At 45.0% G+C, this 22,832-nt stretch carries 23 protein-coding genes and 2 tRNA genes; 8 read left to right on the top strand and 17 right to left on the bottom strand.

What is annotated here, in order from left to right; translation table 11 throughout:
- Positions 1-144: 144 nt before the first annotated feature.
- From KIT51_05460 to KIT51_05435, 6 genes are all read right to left on the bottom strand, one after another.
- Complete coding sequence (locus KIT51_05460) at positions 145-555, bottom strand: response regulator (GenBank protein UYN87706.1); 411 nt, start codon at positions 553-555, stop codon at positions 145-147.
- Between the two features lie 209 nt (positions 556-764).
- Positions 765-1,415 (bottom strand): response regulator transcription factor, encoded by a 651-nt coding sequence (locus KIT51_05455; GenBank protein UYN87705.1) that lies wholly within the window; start codon positions 1,413-1,415, stop codon positions 765-767.
- Positions 1,402-2,190, bottom strand: a complete 789-nt coding sequence (locus KIT51_05450; GenBank protein ID UYN87704.1) for a sensor histidine kinase — start codon at positions 2,188-2,190, stop codon at positions 1,402-1,404. Before KIT51_05450 ends, KIT51_05455 begins: the two co-directional genes overlap by 14 nt.
- The gene (locus KIT51_05445) at positions 2,154-2,813 is read right to left on the bottom strand and encodes a hypothetical protein (protein UYN87703.1); all 660 of its coding nucleotides are present in this window, start codon (positions 2,811-2,813) and stop codon (positions 2,154-2,156) included. Before KIT51_05445 ends, KIT51_05450 begins: the two co-directional genes overlap by 37 nt.
- A gap of 8 nt (positions 2,814-2,821) precedes the next feature.
- The gene (locus KIT51_05440; protein UYN87702.1) at positions 2,822-3,181 is read right to left on the bottom strand and encodes a hypothetical protein; all 360 of its coding nucleotides are present in this window, start codon (positions 3,179-3,181) and stop codon (positions 2,822-2,824) included.
- 172 nt (positions 3,182-3,353) lie between these two features.
- The gene (locus KIT51_05435; protein UYN87701.1) at positions 3,354-3,686 is read right to left on the bottom strand and encodes a hypothetical protein; all 333 of its coding nucleotides are present in this window, start codon (positions 3,684-3,686) and stop codon (positions 3,354-3,356) included.
- A 186-nt stretch (positions 3,687-3,872) separates the two neighbouring features.
- Here KIT51_05435 and KIT51_05430 point away from each other — a divergent pair, with 186 nt between their 5' ends.
- The 3 genes from KIT51_05430 to creD are packed head-to-tail and all read left to right on the top strand — an operon-like array spanning position 3,873 to position 6,258.
- Positions 3,873-4,496, top strand: a complete 624-nt coding sequence (locus KIT51_05430) for a hypothetical protein (GenBank protein ID UYN87700.1) — start codon at positions 3,873-3,875, stop codon at positions 4,494-4,496.
- A 56-nt stretch (positions 4,497-4,552) separates the two neighbouring features.
- Complete coding sequence (locus tag KIT51_05425; protein UYN88502.1) at positions 4,553-4,792, top strand: transcriptional regulator; 240 nt, start codon at positions 4,553-4,555, stop codon at positions 4,790-4,792.
- Between the two features lie 50 nt (positions 4,793-4,842).
- Positions 4,843-6,258 (top strand): cell envelope integrity protein CreD, encoded by a 1,416-nt coding sequence (gene creD, locus KIT51_05420; GenBank protein UYN87699.1) that lies wholly within the window; start codon positions 4,843-4,845, stop codon positions 6,256-6,258.
- Positions 6,259-6,465: 207 nt separating this feature from the next.
- Here creD and pruA read toward each other — a convergent pair whose 3' ends face one another.
- The 3 genes from pruA to KIT51_05405 are packed head-to-tail and all read right to left on the bottom strand — an operon-like array spanning position 6,466 to position 9,271.
- A complete protein-coding gene (gene pruA, locus KIT51_05415; protein UYN87698.1) occupies positions 6,466-8,097 on the bottom strand; it encodes an L-glutamate gamma-semialdehyde dehydrogenase in 1,632 nt (543 codons plus the stop codon).
- 52 nt (positions 8,098-8,149) lie between these two features.
- Positions 8,150-8,848, bottom strand: coding sequence for a YjjG family noncanonical pyrimidine nucleotidase (locus KIT51_05410; GenBank protein UYN87697.1), 699 nt, complete (start codon positions 8,846-8,848; stop codon positions 8,150-8,152).
- Positions 8,849-8,881: 33 nt separating this feature from the next.
- Positions 8,882-9,271, bottom strand: a complete 390-nt coding sequence (locus KIT51_05405) for a metalloregulator ArsR/SmtB family transcription factor (GenBank protein ID UYN87696.1) — start codon at positions 9,269-9,271, stop codon at positions 8,882-8,884.
- 104 nt (positions 9,272-9,375) lie between these two features.
- On the opposite strand from KIT51_05405, the gene KIT51_05400 reads away from it, so the two are divergent.
- Positions 9,376-10,020: a carboxypeptidase-like regulatory domain-containing protein gene (locus tag KIT51_05400; protein UYN87695.1), complete on the top strand. Its 645-nt coding sequence runs from the start codon at positions 9,376-9,378 to the stop codon at positions 10,018-10,020.
- Between the two features lie 17 nt (positions 10,021-10,037).
- On the opposite strand, the gene KIT51_05395 is transcribed toward KIT51_05400, so the two are convergent.
- A complete protein-coding gene (locus KIT51_05395) occupies positions 10,038-10,691 on the bottom strand; it encodes an alpha/beta hydrolase (protein ID UYN87694.1) in 654 nt (217 codons plus the stop codon).
- On the bottom strand, positions 10,688-11,179 hold the full coding sequence (locus KIT51_05390) for a VOC family protein (GenBank protein UYN87693.1): 492 nt from the start codon (positions 11,177-11,179) through the stop codon (positions 10,688-10,690). Before KIT51_05390 ends, KIT51_05395 begins: the two co-directional genes overlap by 4 nt.
- 158 nt (positions 11,180-11,337) lie before the next feature.
- Between KIT51_05390 and KIT51_05385 the strand changes: the two genes are divergently transcribed.
- Positions 11,338-11,412 (top strand) — tRNA-Pro (locus KIT51_05385).
- 1,512 nt (positions 11,413-12,924) lie between these two features.
- Positions 12,925-13,752, top strand: a complete 828-nt coding sequence (locus tag KIT51_05380; protein UYN87692.1) for a maleylpyruvate isomerase N-terminal domain-containing protein — start codon at positions 12,925-12,927, stop codon at positions 13,750-13,752.
- A 106-nt stretch (positions 13,753-13,858) separates the two neighbouring features.
- Here the strand turns inward: KIT51_05380 and KIT51_05375 are convergent.
- The 3 genes from KIT51_05375 to KIT51_05365 all read right to left on the bottom strand — a co-directional run bounded on the left by KIT51_05375 (position 13,859) and on the right by KIT51_05365 (position 15,749).
- Positions 13,859-13,932 (bottom strand) — tRNA-Ala (locus KIT51_05375).
- Positions 13,933-13,983: 51 nt separating this feature from the next.
- Positions 13,984-14,712, bottom strand: coding sequence for a response regulator transcription factor (locus KIT51_05370; protein ID UYN87691.1), 729 nt, complete (start codon positions 14,710-14,712; stop codon positions 13,984-13,986).
- Entirely contained in the window at positions 14,709-15,749 is a 1,041-nt protein-coding gene (locus tag KIT51_05365; GenBank protein ID UYN87690.1) for a histidine kinase, read from the bottom strand. The genes KIT51_05370 and KIT51_05365 overlap by 4 nt, the downstream gene beginning before the upstream one ends.
- 299 nt (positions 15,750-16,048) lie before the next feature.
- Between KIT51_05365 and KIT51_05360 the strand changes: the two genes are divergently transcribed.
- Positions 16,049-18,922 carry a TonB-dependent receptor gene (locus KIT51_05360; GenBank protein UYN87689.1) on the top strand — a complete coding sequence of 958 codons (2,874 nt, stop codon included), beginning with the start codon at positions 16,049-16,051 and terminating at the stop codon, positions 18,920-18,922.
- Positions 18,923-19,026: 104 nt separating this feature from the next.
- Here KIT51_05360 and KIT51_05355 read toward each other — a convergent pair whose 3' ends face one another.
- The 3 genes from KIT51_05355 to KIT51_05345 all read right to left on the bottom strand — a co-directional run bounded on the left by KIT51_05355 (position 19,027) and on the right by KIT51_05345 (position 21,359).
- Positions 19,027-19,758, bottom strand: coding sequence for a copper homeostasis protein CutC (locus KIT51_05355; GenBank protein UYN87688.1), 732 nt, complete (start codon positions 19,756-19,758; stop codon positions 19,027-19,029).
- Positions 19,759-19,831: 73 nt separating this feature from the next.
- The gene (locus KIT51_05350) at positions 19,832-20,809 is read right to left on the bottom strand and encodes a N(4)-(beta-N-acetylglucosaminyl)-L-asparaginase (GenBank protein ID UYN87687.1); all 978 of its coding nucleotides are present in this window, start codon (positions 20,807-20,809) and stop codon (positions 19,832-19,834) included.
- A gap of 55 nt (positions 20,810-20,864) precedes the next feature.
- Positions 20,865-21,359 carry a C40 family peptidase gene (locus KIT51_05345; GenBank protein ID UYN87686.1) on the bottom strand — a complete coding sequence of 165 codons (495 nt, stop codon included), beginning with the start codon at positions 21,357-21,359 and terminating at the stop codon, positions 20,865-20,867.
- Positions 21,360-21,402: 43 nt separating this feature from the next.
- Between KIT51_05345 and KIT51_05340 the strand changes: the two genes are divergently transcribed.
- Complete coding sequence (locus KIT51_05340) at positions 21,403-22,818, top strand: FAD-binding protein (protein UYN87685.1); 1,416 nt, start codon at positions 21,403-21,405, stop codon at positions 22,816-22,818.
- Positions 22,819-22,832: the final 14 nt, after the last annotated feature.

Below are 22,832 nucleotides of genomic sequence, written 5' to 3'. Positions count from 1 at the left end.
CGTTATGTCCGGGTTCGGGGGAAAGGAGCCAACTATTCCTATCGCGGAAAGTCTTGAAATACCATGAGAGGGTCCTGTAGTATAGCATGTAAGGCTTTGGCGTTTCGTTTCATCAACTTCACCTGCCAGCCCTTCTAAATTCTCTCAGTTCATAGACAGGCCTTGCACCAGGGCCAGCTTGTCTTCATGTTTAATCCGGTTAAGTGCCTCTTCTACCAGCGCTGCCAGCGACCGGCTGATTTCGCTGATCATCAGTAAACCACTAACACCCAGTGCGTGGCCGAGTCGTTCAACCTTGTGGTCAATTTCATCGGCCAGCATTACCAACGGAATGTCAGGATTGCGCGAATTCATACGCAGGGCGCGTGCCATTTCAAAACCGGTGATCACAGGCAGATCGGTACCACATATCACCATGTCGTAATGCGTCATCCGGGCTGCGAGGAGGCCATCCAAACCACTTTCGAAAAACCGGATATACGGATCGCGCTCACGGAGAACCCACTTGATACCTTTAAGCAGGCTTTTCTGCCTGTGAACCACCAGAATTTTCATAGAGAAATCCACTTGTAACCTAAAACTGTCGAGAAGTTCGGCAAAGCCGGAAACTTTAAAAACGGCCGAAAAAGGGCCTTTAGTGGTGGTAAAACCTAAGGTTAAGAAAACCGCTTAAAAAAATGCGGGTTGGGGGTAAGTAGTAAAAAGTCCGGCAGGACACTAGTAAAATTTGCGGGTAAAATTAGTATAAAGTGTCATCGGGCGGGTCAGGTCATCAGGCCGCTTTCGTAAGCAAATTTTACCAGCCCTACCAGGGTATGCACGCCTGCCTTCTCCATAACATTGGCGCGGTGGTTGCGTACAGTGTGCTCGCTAAGGCTGAGCTTCTCGGCAATCTGATGCAGGGTTAGCTCACGACAGGTAAGCCGCACAATTTCCTTTTCGCGCTCACTCAATTCAACCTTGGTGAACTCAGGCCGGTGGGAGGCCAGTTTGTTTTGCACACGCTTGCGCAGGATGGACACCACAAAGGCATTGTGGTAGAAGTCGTTATCGTAAACAGCGTAGATGGCTTTCTCCAGTTCATCAGGCTCTGTGTTCTTGAGCAGGAAAGCATGCGCGCCAATTTCAATCATGTGCAACACATAGCGTTCGCTGTCGTGCATGGTAAGCACAATAATTTTCACATCTGGGAATTTTGCCACGATTTTTTCACAGGTCTCCACCCCATCCATTACAGGCATTTGCAAATCCACCACCACCACATCAGGCGTTTCGTGCTTCATCAGCGTAAGCAATTCTTTTCCATTCTCAGCATCTTTCACCGTGCCTACGCGCACAAAGGATTGTATCAGACTCATCATGGCCTTACGGAAAAGCGTGTGATCGTCAGCCAGGTATACTTTAAGTTTTTTCATAGTTCCAACTCAATTCAACACGCGTGCCGTTGGGCACGGCAGTGGCATAGGTTAAGGTTGCACCCAACACACGTGCACGGTTTTCCAGGTTAAACAACCCTAACCCTCCCTGTTGTTTTTTCTTCTCTTCTACTGAAAAGCCACAACCGTTATCTTGTACGAATAATTTCAGTTCCGGTTTTCTCCAGGCCAGTGAAATGGTAATGGTGCTCGCGCCCGAATGCTTTATGGCATTGTTCACCAACTCTTGTGTGATGCGAAACACTGTTGAAGATTCGCGCAATGCAAGCGGTGAAGCTTCGCCTTCTTCCATAAAGGAAAAAGTTATTTCTGAGGCTTGTTGCAGGCGTTCGCAGAATTCGCGCAAAGCTGCACTTAAACCGTAATGCTCCAGCGTACTGGGCATTAAATCGCGGCTGATTTTACGAACAGATGAAATGGTTTCGTCCAGTACACTGCGGGTAAAATCCTGGTCTTCCGCTTTTCCTGAACGCAGCATATTGCCCATGCCCAGTTTAACGGTAGCCAGCATGGCACCCACGCTGTCGTGCAGGTCGGCTGCAATGCGCCTGCGCTCGTTTTCCTGCGATTCCAGCGCGGCTTCCAACATTTTTTGCTGATAGTCGGCCTCCAGTTGCTGCTTCTCCAATTGGGCACGCAGCACGCGTTTTTGGTATACAATCACAAACAAAACAATGGCCACCACCAGCACCAGCATGCCGGCTGTGCCCAACACGATCAGGAAGGCGACTTGATATTCCGGAGATCGATCCATAGCCCAATGAGTACCACCAGGTGTACCACAATGTTCAAGATGTTATGAAAACCCCAATAAACCAACAGGTTATTGTTTAAAACATTTACCAGGTAATCGGTAAATACAAACAGAAACAAGGCGCCCGAATGAAACAACAGGAAAGCCGTGTTAAACCAGAACATCGGTAATTGGTGCAGGTTGAGTGTAGGTAAATCGATCATTAACCGGTAGAAATAATGTATCGAATAGATAATGATAATGATGGCCGATAGGATGCTGGTGTAAGAGTTGATCTGCATTTTTTGAATGAAAAGCAGATTGATTACGGCAAAAACCGAAAAGGATACACAAAAAAAGTTGTAGACCAGCTTGTTCCTTTTACCAGTGGCGTAATAATAAATTAACCCAATAATGCAGAAGTAGACTATTTTATAAATTGACTGTGGCAGGTTGGGGTTTAGTTTAAAAATAAGGTTCATCACCATGGCCAGTAAATTGGAAATGAACCCCACCAGGAACGCCAAGCCAACAAGTTTGACAACCGTACTTCTAAAAGTAAATTTCCAAAAGGCTAAACCAGCAATAACAGCCGAAAGAGCTGTTTGAACATAAACCAGTGCTATATAAAGTTCGGTTGTCATTAACGCACTTATTCTTCATCGTCTGGAGGACACATTGGAGGACAAGGCCACGCCTGATCACCAATCTCCCCTCCGCCATTGCCTCCATCCCTCAATGCACTACTCTCCGGCCAGATGTTGGAGCCATCTTTGCGCACTCCGATCAAAAACATCTGAAGTTTGTCCTTGTCGTTTTCGTTGTTGCCCAGGTACACGCGCAGGCCCACGGCTTCAGGGTGGCGCATTATTTTTTCAACGATGTCGGTACCAAAGAAATAGGCGCGTATAGCATCCTTACCATGTATAGCGCGGTAGCGGGCCATCCATTTTTTTGCGGTAGCGGAATCGATAGGGCCGCCATCGGTTTTCTTATACTCTTGCTTGCTCATAAGGTGTGGGGGTTTGGTTAAACATGGTTTTAAGATAGGGAAAAGTTAAGAATACGCTTTGGCATGGGTACTCAATAAATGTACCTCTCGTGTCATGACCTCAACCCCAGGCATAGACACCGGTGCCGCACCTGCCCCCAACGGGAGGAATGCCGTTACACCCTAACTAAACTCAGATGTATTGTTTAAAGACCTTTTCTACATCGGCATAAAAGAGTTTCTCGTTTTTTTCGGCCAGGGAAGCCGAATTTGTTTCCCGAAGTTGAATGATCAGGTCGTTGTAATGCTTTAAATCTACTGGGTGGATGAGCATCTCTTTCAAATCGCGCTTGATGAACTCAATTTTCACATTTGTGAGCTCTTTGCGGTTGTACACTTCAGAAAAGTAGGAAATCAGAAAACGTTCGTCCAAAAAATCCTTGATCAGGTTGTTGCGCAGGGTGCGGATGTGGTCCAGAATGGCCTCGTCCGTCAGTCGCACCCCGGTGGTGTTTGCTTGTTGCATCGTTTAAAAAATTAAGTATTCAATACTACCCTAAAAATCCATTATTGTGAAGTAAAGGTTGTGAAGATTGCTGACAGCTTATGTCCTGAAAATGAACAATCGGGTTTGTATCACAACAAAAAAAGCAAACCTAAAGCTTGCAATTTCCGTTTAGTCCAATAACTTTGAAAATAAAAGTACTTTTAAATGAAAGAAATCCACGATTACCAAAGCGACATTGCTTCCATTCGTTCCGTTATGGAGCGGTCTGTTAAGTTTCTTTCGCTCAGTGGGCTTTCCGGGGTAATGGCCGGAATATACGCGCTGGTAGGTGCTACTCTGGTTTATTACCTCATCTATTACCCCTACTCCCCGTTTGGTTTCCGGTTTTACTATGTTAACGAGCAAGCCATCGTGGTAAAACTCATGCTGATTGCAGCAACGGTATTAATCCTTTCGGTTGTTACCGCATTTGTGATGAGCCAGCGCAAAGCCAAGCGCATGGGCACAAGCATCTGGAATAAGACCAGCAAAGAACTTCTACTTCAACTTAGTATTCCACTAGCCACCGGAGGGTTGTTGATCCTCATCCTGGTTTCACGCGGTTACTTTGGCATTGTGGCACCAGCTTGTTTGATTTTTTATGGCTTAGCCCTGATCAATGCCAGCGCCTTCACCGTAAGGGAAATACGTTACCTGGGTTTTTCTGAAATTTTAATAGGATTAATTGCCGCCCTGTTGCCGGGCTATGGCCTGATTTTCTGGGCATTGGGATTTGGTGCGCTGCACATTGTGTATGGATCGGTCATGCATTATCGTTACGATTCGTGAAAAATCCGTTTGAACAGTTGGATCGGGTATTGGAGCACCGTGTGCGGCTACAGATCATGTCGGTACTGGTAGCGAATGATTCGTATGACTTCAATTCATTGAAAGAAATACTGAATGTGACCGATGGCAACCTCGCCTCAAACCTCAAAGCGTTGGAGAAAGAAAAATACTTATCCGTTTCCAAGTCGTTTGTTGACCGAAAACCCAACACCAAATACAAGGCTACCGAAAAAGGAAGAAATGCATTTAAGAAACACCTTGACGCCCTGGAAGCCTTACTGAAAACACAACGCTAATTTTTTTCACTATATGCTTTGAATTTAAAAGTACTTTTAAAAAACAAACTATGGAACCAATTAAATCAACAAACCTCCTCGATCGCTTTAATCAGTGGCTGAAAGAATCGATCACCGTAAAACTAGTCTCCATCGGATTTCTAATTCTCATACTGTTGATACCAGCCGCCTGGATTGAGAACATGATGGAAGAACGCCAGCAACGCGCTGAATCAGTAATTGCTGAAGTGTCTAATAAATGGTCTGGTAATCAAACGTTGTCCGGACCAATTTTAGTAGTGCCCTACAAGCACCGCGAAACTATTAAAATCGATAAAGACCAGTTTGAAATAAAAGAGAGTACACGAAAAGCTTTCTTTCTTCCGGAAACGCTGGACATCAACGGCACAGTTAATCCCGAAAAACTTCACCGCGGAATTTTTGATGCCGTTGTGTACGAGTCATCCCTTACGATGAAAGCTTCCTTCAACAAACCCGATTTCAAACGCCTTGAAATCGCTGAAGACATGATTCTTTGGCCTGAAGCTCATCTGATCATGGCCATCAGCGATCTCCGTGGTATCAGTAAAAATCCACCGGTAATAAAATCCGGTAACCAAAACCTAACCTCCGAGCCTGCACAAAACATTGGTGTTTCTACCCACAAGTTTGAACGCCAGGTTCAACCACGGGCTTATGATGATGATAGCTCCTACTCCATTAAATCAGCAACCGGCATAGTTGCCCCACTAAACTGGAATAATGAAACTGATTTTATTTCATTGACTGAAATCAATTTTAATTTAAAAGGAAGCAGTCAGTTAAATTTTGTTCCCTCCGGAAAAACAACTTCAGTAAAACTCGGAGGTCCCTGGCCAGATCCAAGTTTTGATGGCGAATTTTTACCCGCCACACGCGAAGTTTCCGATACAGATTTTTCAGCCACCTGGAATATCCTCCACTTCAATAGACCGTTTGCGCAACAATGGAAAGACAGTCACCAGGATTTGGTTGGTTCTGAGTTTGGTTTAAAACTTTTAGTTCCTGTTGATCAGTACCAGAAAAGCATACGCACCGCCAAGTATGGCATCCTTATCATCATGCTCACTTTCGTTGCATTATTTCTGGTGGAGATCACACAAAAGATCAGGATACATCCGTTTCAATATATACTTATCGGGGCAGCACTCATTATCTATTACACCCTTCTGCTGAGTTTTTCGGAACAAGTTGGCTACAACGTAGCCTATTGGATTTCCTCAATGGCTACGGTGGCGCTGATCGCAGCATACTCAACATCCTTCCTGAGAAACAGGAGACTTAGTTTTATGTTTACCACACTGTTGGTCATATTCTACTCCTTCATCTTCATCATCATTCTTCAACAAGATTTCTCTTTACTGATCGGCAGTGTTGGCTTATTCCTGATTGTGGCTACGCTGATGTACTTCAGCAGGAAGGTGGATTGGTATAAAGGCAACCACTAGTGAGTGAACGAAACAGTAGAATATCTGAAACTACATACCTGCCTGCTGCACCATCCGGCAGGCAGGTAAACATAGGGCACATAGTTAATGGTTGAAAAAATCTATGTGTTCTATGTGCCTATATGATTGATTTAAAACTGTCAGGCTGAGCTTGTCGAAGACTGATAACTCCACATCATATTTCGACAAGCTCAATATGACATTGTTTTACTCCTTATCCAAAAACGGATATCGATAATCCACAGGCGGAACGAATGTCTCTTTTATTGTGCGCATCGACACCCAACGTAGTAGGTTTACTTTTGCCCCTGCCTTATCGTTAGTGCCCGAACCCCTGGCACCACCAAACGGCTGCTGACCCACTACGGCCCCGGTAGGCTTATCGTTGATATAAAAGTTACCGGCTGAATTGCTCAACTTCTTCGTGGCTAACTCAACAGCATAGCGATCTTTCGCAAAGATAGACCCCGTTAAGGCATAAGGTGAAGTACTGTCGACAAGTTCAAGCGTTTGTTCGAAATTCTCCTCGTGGTACACATACACTGTCAGCACCGGCCCGAAAATTTCTTCACACATGGTAATGGATGATGGATCCTTAGTTTCAATGATCGTGGGTTCAATGAAGTAGCCTTTCGATTTATCGTACTTGCCCCCGGCAATAATTTCGTTCATCAGATTTTTGCGGGCGGTTTCAATATAACCTGTAATGGAATCAAACGCTTTTTCATCAATTACCGCATTGATGAAGTTTCCGAAATCTTCGGTGCCGCCCATCTTAAAGGTTTTCAAATCTTCGAGCACATATTTTTTTACCTCACTCCACAAGTTTGAAGGAATGTAACAACGTGAAGCTGCCGAACACTTTTGCCCCTGGTACTCAAACGCTCCACGCGACATGGCCGTAGCCACTTCTTTGGCGTTTGCACTTTTGTGCACCATGATAAAATCCTTTCCGCCCGTCTCCCCCACAATGCGTGGGTACGACTTATACTTTTGAATGTTATTGCCAATCGTTTTCCACATGCCTTGAAACACTCCGGTGCTTCCGGTAAAGTGAATACCGGCAAAATCCTTGTGATTAAATATTACATCACCGGCATCAGGTCCACTTACATAAACCAGGTTAATTACACCATCGGGCAATCCGGCTTCTTTCAACACCTGCATGATTACATTGGCAGCGTAGATCTGTGTATTGGCAGGTTTCCATACTACGGTATTGCCCATCAGAGCAGCGCTCGTAGGCAAATTACCTGCAATGGCAGTGAAGTTGAATGGTGTTAGCGCAAAAACAAATCCTTCCAGCGGACGGTATTCCATCCGGTTCCAAATACCGGCAGACGACTCCGGTTGATCATGATAGATCTGACTCATGAAGTACACATTGTAACGCAAGAAGTCTATCAGTTCACAAGCCGAATCAATTTCTGCCTGAAATGCATTTTTCGATTGCCCCAACATGGTAGCCGCATTGATCTTATAGCGGTAAGGACCTGCGAGCAATTCAGCAGCTTTTAAAAAGATGCTGGCGCGGTGCTCCCAACCCAAATTTGCCCACAGTTCCTTCGCACCCAAAGCTGCATTGATAGCCTGCTCAACATGTTGTTTGTCACCAAAATGAAAATGACCGAGTATATGTTTATGGTCGTGCGGAGGGCTTAATGGTTTTTTATTGTCCGTACGAACTTCTTCTCCTCCAATGTACATGGGTATATCAAGCACCTGGCTGCGTGCTTCCTGAAGCGCTTTCTTTAGTAACTCACGCTCCTTGCTTCCGGGGGCATACGATAAAACAGGTTCATTTTTGGGTATGGGAACATTGAAAAATCCTTTTGGCATAACACGTAAAATTTGAAGTGGAAAATGTGTTCTAAACAGGCGCCAAAGTTAATCAAAGCAGCGTACAAAGCTCCTTTAAACTTCTGATTTCATGGTTTACCTCAGCCTCATGCTCAACTCCGTCCGGGTTAAACAATACCGCATCAATAGAGGCGTTTTTTGCCCCGGCAATATCGGTTAGCAGGTTATCGCCAATCATAATACAGGCGGTGGAATCAATACCATTCATATTCATGGCATACTGAAAAATTTCAGGGGCGGGCTTTTTGAAGCCCGCTTTCTGCGAGGTAACAATATGATCGAAGTAGGATTCAATTTTGGAGGTCAAAATTTTAATGCGCTGAATATCCTCAAAACCATTGGTGATTACCGTAAGTGCATACCGGTCGCTTAAATAATCCAATGTTTCCTGTGCATGCGGTATCAGGTGGCCTTTTCGTGGACATTCATTCAGGTATTGTTCCGAAAGAGTAAGTGAAAGTTCGTTATTCTTAATCCCTGATTTTTCTAAAATCTGTTTGAACCGTTCGCTGCGGATAACTTCACTGGTAATCTTACCGTGGTCATACAAATGCCAGAGCTGCCGGTTCACTTCCTTAAAATGCTTTAGAAATTCATCAAACGTAACAACACCTAAATTGTGCAACTGGTGTTGATTATATAATTCTATGAGTGTTTCGCGGGCATTGGTTTCATAATCCCAAAGGGTGTGATCCAAATCAAAAAAAATGGTAGTGTAGGAAGCAGTCATTAAACCAGATAACGATGGTGGTGTGTTGAAAAACTATTTAAGCCATTGCTCAGCCTGAATCTGGATTTTAGTAATGGCCAGTTCACGATTCGAGAACAGGGTTTTATAAAGTGTTTGATCATGCTGAAGCTGTTGGTCCTTATGCAGGAACTGAAAAATCTGGTTTACAATTTCATACACCTCATCTTTAACCTGATAAAACACCCAATGGTTATACCTGCGAAAGGAAAGTATGCCGGCATTTTTTAAATAGATAAGATGACGGGATGTTTTTGCCTGCGTAAATCCCAGAATATGCTCCAGATCGGAGATGCACATTTCGCCATTCTTAAAAATTAAATGCAGGATGCGCAGCCGCGATTCATCGGCACAGGCCTTAAAAATCTGTGAACCCAGCGTAAGATTAAAATTTTTTAACCGCATAGCAGAACTAAGCTAAACCGCTTATCATCTCAAAGGTATTGAAATTAGGCTGTTATACCTTGAATACCTATTTTTGAGGCCGGGGTTGATTCAAAACTTGAGCAATGGTGAAGTATCGTTTCGTTTTTCTTATTTCGGCATTCTTCATGCTGTGTTTGTACGCTTTCCCATCGTTTTCGCAAAGCCAGCGCAGGATTATTCAGCTCTCCGGTGTAGTGCTGGCCGAAGAAGATAATGGACGTGTTGTACAACTACCCGGAACGCACATTTATGTGCCCAAGGCAGGGCGCGGAACGATAACCAATTCGCTTGGCTTTTTTTCCATGCCCGTATTGGCAGGTGACAGTGTTATCATCAGTTCGGTAGGGTATGAACGACAACATTATATCGTTCCCGATCACACCAGCGAATACCTGACCATTGTTATTGAAATGGTGCAGGATGTTACATTTTTAAAGGAGGTTCAGGTAATGGCCTTCCCTACGGAAGAAGTTTTCAAAGAAGCGATACTGGCACTAAACATTCCTACCGATAACAGTAAAATCGATCAGAAGAATTTAAACCAGGAGTTACTGGCGCTCATGCTCAAGACCACCCCTATGGATGGCCCCATGAACCAGCGTTACTACCTCGACCAATGGGCGGCCTCACAAAACAACCGGTTCGGGCCGGTGATGAATCCGTTTTTGAACGTGTTTAACTGGGCCAAATTTTTCCAGTCGCTGAAACAGGACGGGAAGAAAAAATAAAACCGGAAGTTTTAACGCTACCCTAATCTCTCTATCCAGCGTACTGTTTCTGTAGCCAGCAGTGGCAATGCATCTGATTTAGGAATATAAAAAGCATGGTTCGCGCGTTCCATCGGAACAAGAATTGCATCAGGCAATTGTGCGCAAACTTCGGTGATCAACGACCAGGTGGCTAACTCATCACGTGTGCCCTGCAGAAACAACATGGGTACCATTACTTTTCTAAGATGATCGGCTCTTTCAATACCCGGCTTACCGGCAGGATGTAATGGAAAACCAAAAAAGACCAGGCCCCTTACAAAATTAAACTGCTTTGTGGCCAATAATTGTGAAGACATACGACCACCAAATGATTTTCCTGAAGCAAAAACCGGCACATCCGGAAACAATTTATGTACTTCATGAAGGGCGGCTTCAACCGTTGCATGCGCTACAGCCGCAACATCAGGTCGTCTCTTCTTTTTCTCCATATATGGAAAATTAAAACGCAACGTTCCGATTCTCTCATTAGCCAACGCTTTCGCCAATCCAACCATAAACGTATGGTTCATACCAGCACCCGCACCATGTGCCAATGTGAATATGTGGTTCATTTTATCGGGCACCTGCAATTCAGCCGAAACCGATCCGATGGATTCAGAGACGTGAAGTAAAAGCGAACGGGTTTTCATCTGTTCAACTCTTCTAAAAGGTCATTCAGATTCAATGGCTTTGTAAACATCTCAATTGAACCATCAGTTTTCTGTGGCCACTGTTCACGGGGTTTATCCCAATATAGCTCTACCCCATTTCCATCGGGGTCATCCAAATAGAGTGCTTCCGATACTCCATGGTCGGACGCACCGGTAAGCGGATATTTATGTTCCCGTAAACGATTCAAGATTACCGCAAGGTCTTTACGAGTCGGATAAAGTATGGCTGTATGAAACAAGCCTACTCCATAGGGTGATGCGGGTGGCGCCCCCTCGCTTTGCCACGTATTAAGGCCAATATGATGATGATAACCACCTGCAGAAATAAAGGCAGCCTGATGGCCATACATAGTGATCAATTCAAAACCCAACAAATCACGATAGAATTCAAGTGCACGGTTTAAGTCGGACACTTTAAGATGAACATGGCCAATGCGGGCTTGCGAGGGAATACTGTATTTATTCATATCTCAGATTTAATTTAATAGGATAAGTTAAATCCATTTCATTGATCCGGAACCATAGACTTTAATAATTCGTAACCGGCAGGCCTATAAAAATCTCAATCTTTTAACTTTGGGAGTTCACACCATACTTAGTAATATTGCAGCCCATTTTGGGAGTTCGAGGTGTAGCGCAGCCCGGTTAGCGCACCACGTTAGGGACGTGGGGGTCGGAAGTTCGAATCTTCTCACCTCGACATTCGTAGGTTCAGTTTTAATGCTGAACCTTTTTACGTTTGAACCACCGCGTTACATTTCAGGACCTTAAGCGAATGGACAGGTGGTGACTACGAACCCTTCGGAAGTTCCCTGCCTGCCGAAGCGGCAGCGCAGGCAGGGAATCTTCTCACCTCGACATTCGTAAGGTTCAGTTTTAATGCTGAACCTTTTTACGTTTGAACCACCGCGTTACATTTCAGGACCTTAAGCGAATGGACAGGTGGTGACTACGAACCCTTCGGAAGTTCCCTGCCTGCCGAAGCGGCAGCGCAGGCAGGGAATCTTCTCACCTCGACATTCGTAAGGTTCAGTTTTAATGCTGAACCTTTTTACGTTTGAACCACCGCGTTACATTTCAGGACCTTAAGCGAATGGACAGGTGGTGACTACGAACCCTTCGGAAGTTCCCTGCCTGCCGAAGCGGCAGCGCAGGCAGGGAATCTTCTCACCTCGACATTCGTAAGGTTCAGTTTTAATGCTGAACCTTTTTACGTTTGAACCACCGCGTTACATTTCAGGACCTTAAGCGAATGGACAGGTGGTGACTACGAACCCTTCGGAAGTTCCCTGCCTGCCGAAGCGGCAGCGCAGGCAGGGAATCTTCTCACCTCGACATTCGTAAGGTTCAGTTTTAATGCTGAACCTTTTTACGTTTGAACCACCGCGTTACATTTCAGGACCTTAAGCGAATGGACAGGTGGTGACTACGAACCCTTCGGAAGTTCCCTGCCTGCCGAAGCGGCAGCGCAGGCAGGGAATCTTCTCACCTCGACATTCGTAAGGTTCAGTTTTAATGCTGAACCTTTTTACGTTTGAACCACCGCGTTACATTTCAGGACCTTAAGCGAATGGACAGGTGGTGACTACGAACCCTTCGGAAGTTCCCTGCCTGCCGAAGCGGCAGCGCAGGCAGGGAATCTTCTCACCTCGACATTCGTAAGGTTCAGTTTTAATGCTGAACCTTTTTACGTTTGAACCACCGCGTTACATTTCAGGACCTTAAGCGAATGGACAGGTGGTGACTACGAACCCTTCGGAAGTTCCCTGCCTGCCGAAGCGGCAGCGCAGGCAGGGAATCTTCTCACCTCGACATTCGTAAGGTTCAGTTTTAATGCTGAACCTTTTTACGTTTGAACCACCGCGTTACATTTCAGGACCTTAAGCGAATGGACAGGTGGTGACTACGAACCCTTCGGAAGTTCCCTGCCTGCCGAAGCGGCAGCGCAGGCAGGGAATCTTCTCACCTCGACATTCGTAAGGTTCAGTTTTAATGCTGAACCTTTTTACGTTTGAACCACCGCGTTACATTTCAGGACCTTAAGCGAATGGACAGGTGGTGACTACGAACCCTTCGGAAGTTCCCTGCCTGCCGAAGCGGCAGCGCAGGCAGGGAATCTTCTCACCTCGACATTAATCAAAAGCCTCAGGTTTCTTCCTGGGCTTTTCTATTATAGGGGTGCTATTAATGAAACACAAGGTATATTTACTTCATGGAAGTCCCTATTCATACCATTCATCTCTTTCCAAAACTCAATGAAAAACTCATCGAACTGCTTCGCTCGCTAACACCAGAAGAATGGAGTAAGCCAACATTAGCGAAGCAATGGACGGTAAAAGACATCGCTACCCATTTGTTGGATATTAATCTTAGGGTGATCTCACAAATGCGCGATCACTATGTTGGTGAACCCCCCAAAAAAATTGAATCGTATCGGGATTTAGTCGATTATTTGAACAGGCTCAATGCCGATTGGGTTAAAGCCACCAAAAGGTTAAGCCCGGGTGTACTTATAGAACTATTGGAGATTACCGGAAAGGAGCACCATGAGCAATTGAACAAACTTGATCCATTTAAGCCAGCCCTGTTTGCCGTGACCTGGGCTGGCCAAACCGAATCACCCAACTGGTTTCACGTTGCCCGCGAGTACACCGAAAAGTGGCACCACCAACAACAAATCCGGGAAGCCGTTGGTAAACCCGGTATCATGACAAAAGAATTTTATTCACCACTTATTGAAACATTCATGCAGGCATTGCCTTACACTTATCGGAATACAAAAGCGGAAAACGGAACATGTATCCGCGTATCGATAACATCAGAAATTGGCGGTACCTGGTATCTGCAAAAAGAAACAGCCGGCTGGCGCATGACTAATGAGGGTTGTGAAGTAAATACTGAAATTTTCATCGACCCCGATACGGCCTGGAAACTATTTACCAAGGGACTTTCGCCTGCCGATGCCGAAAAAAGAATTCAATTTGGGGGTGATTTTTCCCTTGGCAAGCCAGTATTATCCATGTTGGCTGTAATGGCATGATCCTATCAAAAGTTTGGGTATTGTTTGAGCAGCCGTTGACCGCTAAAACAAAAAAGCCATTTCGTGCATCAATTGCATGAAATGGCTTCAAAAAATTAAAAGGTTGTGGAGCATATCGGAGTCGAACCGATGACCTCTACAATGCCATTGTAGCGCTCTAGCCAGCTGAGCTAATGCCCCTTTAATGAGTGGGCAAATATATTTCAATTTATGAACCGTGCAAAAACATCCTTATTGCATGTGGTTTTTATCCACATACTCCCGGAAAGCCTTTTTATAGCTATCGCTTATGGGTATCATGGCCTGCCCTATTTGCACATCGCTTTTATGTACGGCATCAATGGCCTTAAACGCTATAATGTACGAATGGTGCACCCTTATAAATTTATCGGCAGGTAATTGTTCTTCAAGGACCTTCATCCGCTGCAGGGTGGTTATCTTTTTTTCGCGGGTATGAATGGTCACATAGTCCTTCATACCCTCTACATACAATATATCGTCTAATTGCACCTTCACCATTTTTGTACCGTCCTTGACAAAAACAAAGTCAGGTTTCTCTGGGCCGGGTTGCGAAATCAAGGGTATAGTAGATTGATGTGCAAGTTGATGGCGTTGCATGGCCTTATCCACCGCTTTTAAAAAACGTTCAAGGGTAATGGGCTTAAGCAGGTAATCTACCACGTCCAGTTCGTACCCTTCAAGGGCATATTGCGAATAGGCGGTTGTAAAAATTACCAATGGTCGTTTCTGTAAAATTTTCAAAAAGGTAATTCCGGTGATTTCCGGCATTTGTATATCCAGGAAAAGCAAATCTACTTGTTGCTTGCGTAGGATTTCCATGGCATCCATCGCGTTGGAACAAGCTTCCACTAACTTCAGTGAGGGCACCTTCTTCACATAATCCACCAGCAGGTTGCGGGCCAGCGGTTCATCTTCAACAATTAAACAGGTTAGGTTCACGAAAGTGTTATATCCAGTTGTACAGCGTAACGGTCGGGCTCATCTTTGGTCAACAGGGTATACAGGCCGGGGTAACTCAACTCTAACCTGCGCTGAACGTTCTGGAGCCCTATCCCTGACTTTCCCTCTTTCGAATCGGCAGAAACAGGGGCCTTACTGTTTTCAACCCTGTAAGTACATTGCTTACCTTTCATGACTATGGAAATGTTTACCCAAGCCCCGGTGCTTTTGTTGTTCACACCGTGTTTAAAAGCATTCTCCAGAAAGGTAATAAAAATGAGCGGGGCAACCATAATATTTTCGGTTACCCCCTCAATGGTAAACTTGATGGGCACCTGGTTATTCAGGCGCAACTGCTCCAGGCTTATATAATTTTGCATGTATTCGATTTCCTTGCTCAGCAGCACCTTCTCATGGTTCGATTCATAAATCATATACCGCATCATCTGCGATAGCTTGGAAATAACTTCGGTGGTGTTGTCGGATTTAGAATAAGCCAGGTAATACAAGTTGTTTAAGGTATTGAAAAGGAAATGCGGGTTTATCTGGGCCCTTAAAAAATTAAGCTCGGCATAAAGCTTTTCATTTTCTACTTCTTTCTTCCGCGCTTCCAACTCAAACCATTCGGCAGCAAACCGCAACATACTCACAAATATGGTAATGAATAAAGCTATTGCGGCCACCTGAATAACATACATGTGCGAACTGAAAAACTCAGCGCGGGGTGAACCCCCCATTAACATGCGCTGCACATAAACACGAAACGCAACCAGTAAGGCAAACGGGATAACAAACTCCAATAAATAGCGCCAGATTTTCTTATGTTGCAAGAAGCGCGGAAGAAAAAGGAAGTAATTGAGATAGGCTATGGCAAACGTAAAAACAAACTGGATGCCTGTAAACAAAAGCCCCCGGCTCCAATCGTAACCCCGCACTTGCGAATAGAAGCTTGCCGAATAAATATTAAATGACAGGTATACACACCAAAATAACAGGTGCAACACAAATATCCGGTTACGCTGAAAGTACGTTTGCATGGATAACAAATTAATAATATGCTGCTGACTCAAACAGCAACCAAAAACAAAAGTAGCCGCCTTGCCGTGTTGATTATACCGATCAGCGTCAATTTTATACCGTTTGGCACGATCAATCGACACATTCAAGCCTGATACCCACCATCTCGATCAGTCGTAAAAGCACCGGTTTTATCGATAGAAAAACAGTAACGGTCTAATAACCAAACGGTAGCGGAAACTTTATCCTTCTTTTGCAGTTTAAAATGTGCTGGCAGCGTTGCCGAATTACTTCAATCCCGAAAATGAACCGTTAAATCATGAGAAAACTCACTTTTTTACTGCTTGTTCTCGCCCATGCGACCTTCGCCCAACAACCGGCCGAACCAAAAGGCAACGGTAAAATAACCGGAACGATTACAGATGCCTCCACGAAGGAAGCCGTGGAGTTTGCCACCGTTGCCCTGGTAACTGCCGATGGCAAAACCATCGATGGCACTGTGGCTGACTTAAAAGGAAAGTTCACCCTTAACAAGGTTCCATCAGGAAAGCACACGCTGGTTATTTCTTTTGTAGGGTTTGAATCAAAAAGTATTGCGGTTGAAATCAGCGATAGGAGGAACACCATTGATATTGGTACCATTGCACTGACGGCTGAAACGAAGATGCTAAATGAAGTAGTGGTTGAAGGCCAACGTTCAATGGTTGAAGAGCGTGTAGACCGTACCATCTACAATGCCGAAAATGATAACACTACCCAGGGTGGCGATGCTACCGATGTATTGAAGCGCGTACCCATGCTTACGGTTGACTTTGAAGGAAACGTATCGTTGCGCGGGAGTCAAAATGTGATGGTGCTGATCAATAACAAACCTTCTACCATTATGGCAAGCAGCGTAGCGGATGCCTTAAAACAAATTCCAGCTGAGCAAATCAAATCCGTTGAAGTGATTACATCTCCTGCTGCAAAATATGATGCTGAAGGTACCGGTGGGATCATCAACATCATCACCAAGAAAACCACCCTGGAAGGTGCCACCATGAACATTAACAGCAGTGTTGGCTTCAGGGGTTCTAACCTAGGGCTAAACGGCAACTACCGGACAAAAAAACTCGGGCTGACATTAGGTGGCTGGAGCCGATCCAATTACAATATCAAAGGCGCCTTCTCAAACGAACAAACCACAGGCAACGTATTAAACCTGCAACGTGCCGATACACGCAACCAGAATCTTTTTGGAAACGTAAACCTTGGCTTTGATTATGATATCAATAAATACAATTCGTTAACAGGATCGGTACGTTTAGGTGCCCGCAATGGAAGAAACTATCAAGACGGACTTTTAACACAGCGTTTCACCAACAACATTCTTGGGCCTTCAAGTTTACGTAACGTAAGCACTGAAGACCTTTCCAATAATTTAGACCTCAATCTTACCTACACCAAAACATTTGATAAGCCGCAACAAGAATTAAGCGTGCTTGGTTTGTATAGCCGCAATAACCGTAACAATAATTTTTCTAACTTTTTTGTGGAAGAGAACGAACTCCCCTCTTCCATTGCCTTCAAAAACCTGAACGACAGCTACAACCAGGAAGCAACGGTTCAGGTAGATTATCAAACACCGATTGGTGAAAAGCAGATTGTTGAAGTGGGCGGCAAAAACATCTGGCGCCAGGTGTACAGCAACTTTCTTACGTTTGCTGACCTTGACGGAGATGGCGTTTTCACTGAGTCTAACAGCAGCGAGCTCAACAACAACCTCAACTACGACCAGAACATTACAGCCGGTTATCTTTCATACACACTTAATACAAAAAGCGGTTACGGGTTTAAAACCGGTGCGCGCTATGAATACACAACCATCAATGCCTTCACACGGACTGAAGCAAACATCAATATACCCTCATACGGTTTGTTCGTACCCAGTGTAAACGTCTCGAAAAGGTTCAAGGCCAGTACCGTTAAAGCGGCATACAACAGGCGTATTCAACGTCCGTCATTACAATTTTTAAACCCGAATATCCAGGCTGCCAACCCGCTTAACGTTACCATCGGTAACCCTGAGCTGGAACCGGAGTTCACCGACAATTTTGAATTGTCCATCAGCAAACCTATCAAGTCTACATCACTATCGGTTTCCACCTTTGCCCGAAACACAAACAACTCGATCCAGCGTATCCGTGAAATCAAAGGCGATACCATCTTAACAACTTTTAAAAATATTGGTAAAGAGAATGCTTATGGATTAAGCCTGAATGTGAACGTGATGGCCGGAAAACTTACTTTGGGCGGTGGGGGCGATGTTTACTATGCCACGCTTAGCAACAACGACCCGAACCCAGAATATTCAGCATCCAATGATGGGGTTGTTTATAGTGGCCGATTGTTTGGCGGGTACCAATTAAAAAATAACTGGGCCCTTCAGGCTTTTGGATTTTACCGTGGCCGCCAGGTACAGTTACAAGGTTTTCAGGGAGGGTTTGGCGTATACAGCCTATCGCTTAATAAAACCTTTAAAAATAAGAAAGGCAACATCGGCTTTGGTATTGAAAACTTCCTGCAATCGTCCATGAAAATTCGCAGCGAATTGAATACCGTTACCATTAACCAGCGAAGTGTAAACGAACTCTACAACTTCAATGCAAAAATCAACTTCAGTTACCGCATTGGAAAGATGAGCTTTGAGCAACAGCAACGCGGCAGGCGATCCACCAGGCGCTCCATTAATAATGACGACATGAAAGACGGTGGCGGCATGGATATGGGCGGTGGCATGAACGAAGGCATGCAACAACAAAATGGTGGCGGCCTGCGTATGGGCGGTGGCATGCCAGCGGCATCAACAGCCAAGCCTGTACTGCCAGAGGCTGCCACGGATACTGTTTACCAGGCCGAAGGGAATTGGGTGTATACCGTAGAAGGTGGCCAACCCGGTGGTGGTGGCAAAATCACCATCATAAAAGATGGTGATGCTTACAGCGGTACCATTAAGAGCGATCGTATGCCACAGGAAGTAAAACTTTCAAAAGTAACGGTAGAAGGGAACAAAGTTTACTTTGCCTACACCATGAACTTTGGCGGTAACGAAGTAACCATTGATTGCACAGCCGTGATCAATGAAAATGAAATGACCGGTAACATGAACATCGGCACTTTCAGGAGTTTCCCGATCAAGGCAACACGCGAATAATAAATCAGGCAATAGTTAAAGGCAGTAGGCAACAGAATACCTACTGCCTTTTTTAATTTCTGGGCATCCATCCTGACTTAAACTTTGGTTGCCGGTGGGTATTTTTAATTTCCCAGTGCTTCCACAACCTTCCTTACCCGTTCGGCATTAGCAACAAACTTTCCCGTTTCTTGTGGCAGTTTATCGGTAAACCGGATAGTACTATTAAAGGTTGAGGGCTGAAATTGCCGGGCAGAAAAATGGATTTCCTTTGCACCGGTTTGATCAACAATATGTTTTGCGTTGGTTTCATTAATGCCGGCACCCGGCATAATAGAAATTCGATTAGCCGCTTTTTGAACCAATTGCGTCAATAAGCTTATACCATCCGGTGCTGTTTGGGCTTGCCCTGATGTAAGGATGCGGTCAAACCCAACTTCAACACAAGCTTCCAGTGCTTCAAACGGATCGCGTGTAACATCAAATGCACGGTGGCACGTTACTTTCATCGGGCGGGCTGCATCAATTAATTTCTTGCAGCGGTCTTTATCCAGTGTTCCATCAGGTTTTAGGATACCAAGCACCACACCATCCAGGCTTGCACGCTTGCACATTTCAAGATCGCGTTTCATAGCATGATACTCGTATGCCGAATAAACAAAATCGCCACCGCGGGGACGGATCATGGCATATACATCCATGCTTACTGCTTGCCGTACAATTTCCATTACACCAAATGAAGGTGTTGTTCCTCCCTCAGCCGGATTGTCGCATAATTCAATCCGGTCGGCTCCACCCTTTTGGGCATTTATGGCGGATTCGATGTTATAGACTACGATTTCTACTACTACCGACATTTATTCAATTATTAAAATGGCCCCCGGTCACCAGTCACGGGTTCAAAGTATGTTAACCATTAAATGTTAACCCTTAAAAATAACTCCCTGATCGGATAACGGTATGTATTTGATCTGATGTTGTGAGTGTATATTCAAAAACATCGTTCGTTGAATATGCGCCAACCTCCCCGTTCACACTTAATGCCAAAAATGCCACACTCAGTTCTTTGGCTTTTTCTTCACCTCGTTTCCTGATCAACCGTTTAATGGCTTCTTCGCAGGCCGCTTGCGGTGTTAAACCCTGGCGCATCAATTCCACTATGCTATTGCTTCCCGCTATCCTTATCATTTCTTCGCCTAAGCCCGTTGCCGTGGCGGCACCCACTTCACCATCAACATAAAGTCCGGCTCCAATAATCGGTGAGTCCCCAACACGACCGTGCATTTTAAACGCCATACCACTGGTAGTACAGGCTCCTGATAAATTTCCTTGACTATCTAAAGCTAAAATACCAATGGTGTCATGCTGCCCCGGATTATGGTAAGGTTTATATTCCGATTTCTTCAGCCACTCTTTCCACTCCTTCTCTGATTCTTTAGTCAGCAGTTTTTCCTTCTTGAACCCCTGCGAAGCAGCAAATTGTTCTGCGCCTTTTCCAACCAGCATAACGTGCGGTGTTTTTTCCATCACAGCCCGTGCGATAGAAATCGGGTGTTTGTAACCTTGTACAAAAGCCACGGCCCCGCAGTTACTTTTTTCGTCCATAATGCAGGCATCCAATGTTACACAGCCATCGCGGTCCGGCAGCCCGCCATACCCAACGGAAGTATCCTTTGGGTTTGCTTCCGGTACACGCGCTCCTTGTTCAACTGCATCCAACGCGCGACCGCTTGCCGCCACCACTTTCCATGCAGCCGCATTGGCATCGGGGTTTCGCCAGGTGGAAATAACAATAGGTCTACCAGCGACTGGAAAAAAAGCAGATGCACTGTGAATGGATAGTGCCGTAGCTGAAAGTGCGGTTAATTTTAGAAAATCCCTTCGGGACGTTGCAACTGAAGGTTTCATTATATTTTATTGATCAGGTAAGATAGCAAACATCAGGAACACCCATGCATCGGTATTAATCAATCAACCTGCGGGCAGTCCTGAACCGTTCGATATAGTAAGCAGAATAAATGTTATCTTCCACCACACCCAAACTGGTAGAGGCATGAATAAATTTTATGTTGTCCCTGGCCTTTTTTTCGGTAACCAAGCCAACATGGGTAATTTGCCTTTTCTTTTTCCCCGTAGCAAAAAACACCAGGTCACCGGGCTGAAGCTCTTTTAGCTTAACTTCCTTGCCCACTTTACTCTGCCCTTCTGCGCTGCGGGGCAACTCCACATTTAAGGTACGGAAAGAATGTATGGTTAAGGCTGAACAGTCCATACCTGACCGTGTCGTACCTCCATAGCGGTAAGGCGTGCCCGTATAGCTTCGGGCAGTTTGAATAACCTTGTCAACTTTCTCATCGCGTACCCTGGCTTTGTGTGAAGCACAAGATGTAAAAAACAGAATGGCGAGCAGAAAAAGTAACTGAAAAGGTTGCTTACCTTTACGGCAAAAAATCAGCATCCTTGAACCGTTTAAAAAATTATTTTCCAAATATATAAAACGCATGGCATTTCCTGAAGTAAGTATTGACATCCTGAGCGAATTTGAGGCCATTATCGGCAAAGAAAACGTGATTCTTGATGAAGAAAGGCGCCAGGAGTACGCCCATGACAAAACTGAAGATTACTTTTTTCTGCCATCACTCGTGTTGAAACCCGGCACTACTGACCAGGTAAGCCGGATTATGAAAACCTGTAACGATCATCATATTCCGGTGACGCCCCGTGGGGCAGGAACAGGGCTTGCCGGGGCTGCCTTGCCTACCCATCATGGCATTGTACTCTCGATGGAACGCTTCAATAAAATTTTACTGATCGATGAACTAAACCTACAGGCTACCGTAGAACCTGGCGTAATCACCGAAGTGTTTCAAAATGCGGTTAAAGAAAAAGGATTATTTTACCCACCCGACCCGGCCAGCAGTGGCTCATGCTTTTTGGGTGGCAATCTTTCGCAAAACTCCGGTGGCCCTAAAGCGGTGAAGTATGGTGTTACCCGCGATTATGTTTTAAACCTGGAAGTAGTATTGCCTAATGGTGAAATTATATGGACGGGTGCGAACGTCCTAAAAAATTCAACAGGCTATAACCTTACACAACTCATGTGCGGCAGTGAAGGAACGTTGGGCATCATTACCAAAATAGTTTTTAAGCTGCGTGGGTATCCGCAGAAAAATGTACTCATGCTCATTCCGTTTGTTACCAATGAAGAAGCATGCCGTGCCATTGCTGCCATTTTTACTGCAGGCATTCAGCCTTCGGGCATGGAATTTTTTGAACGTGAGGCCGGTATAAAAACTTTCGAATATTGCGACAAGGTGTTGGGCAGCCCGGTAACTACGCAACTACCGGAAAATATGAATGCTTATTTATTGTGCGAACTGGATGGCAACGATGAGGAAGTGCTGATGCGTGATGCCGAGCGTGTGATGGGGGTTGTTGAAAAATTCCAGTCGGGTGAGATACTTTTTGCCGACACGGCAGCCCAAAAAGCCGAGTTATGGAAGGTTCGTAAAAATATTTCACCGGCAGTAAACTGGTATACGCTCACCAAGAGTGACGATGTGGTAGTGCCGCGCGCCAATCTCCCAAAACTCATTTCGGGCATCAAGCAAATCGGAAAGGCTTATGGTTTCAATACCGTTTGCTTTGGGCACCTGGGCGATGGAAACCTGCACGTGAACATTCTCAAAGAAAACATCAGCGATGAAGTTTGGGAAACCAAAATACCCGAAGGCATTGGCGAGATTTTTAAGCTTACCGTGAGCCTGGGCGGAACGTTATCGGGCGAGCACGGCATCGGTATTGCCAAACGCCCTTATATGCCCTTGGCCATGAAGGAAACAAACCTTGAATTAATGCGTGGCATTAAGCGTGTGTTTGATCCGAAAAACATTCTCAATCCAGGTAAAATTTTTTAAGTTGGATGTCCAAA

This window comes from Cyclobacteriaceae bacterium (genome assembly GCA_025808415.1).
Classification (GTDB): Bacteria; Bacteroidota; Bacteroidia; order Cytophagales; family Cyclobacteriaceae; genus UBA2336.
This window is presented reverse-complemented; position numbering and strand designations above follow the sequence as displayed.